At 70.0% G+C, this 423-nt stretch carries 1 protein-coding gene; it reads right to left on the minus strand.

The window, feature by feature from the left end:
* The coding region (locus KDL01_RS42245) for a hypothetical protein (RefSeq protein ID WP_212534313.1) at positions 1–394 on the minus strand (394 nt) is incomplete at its 3' end.
* Positions 395–423 lie beyond the last annotated feature (29 nt).

Below are 423 nucleotides of genomic sequence, written 5' to 3' on the forward strand. Positions count from 1 at the left end.
CCCCACCGCCAGGAGGCTCACCCCCCAGCAGCACCCACACCAGCGCAGTCAGCCACACCGCACTCTCAGGCTCCAGGTCGAAACGCACCCAGCCGCTACCGTCCTGCCAACACGCGGGAGACACCTCCACCGCGCCGCCCGGCAACAACCGGGCGAAAACCTCTTCCAGCTCCACCGTCATCACGTCGGCATCATGAGGCCCGTCGATGTAATCCGTACCCGGGACCGCCGCGAACCAGCCAGGATGCACACGCGCGGGATCATCCATCACCTCACCGCGCACCCGCCGCACCCCCGGCGGAGACGGCACCAGCCCAGCCCCGAGATCAGGGGACTTACACAGCAGGTCAGCCAACGCCGCGCCGCCCGAGACGCAGCACTCGGCCCGCACCATCGGCACATCCCCGCCCACCACCCGCACCG

Source organism: Actinospica durhamensis, from assembly GCF_018139695.1.
GTDB lineage: Bacteria > Actinomycetota > Actinomycetes > Streptomycetales > Catenulisporaceae > Actinospica > Actinospica durhamensis.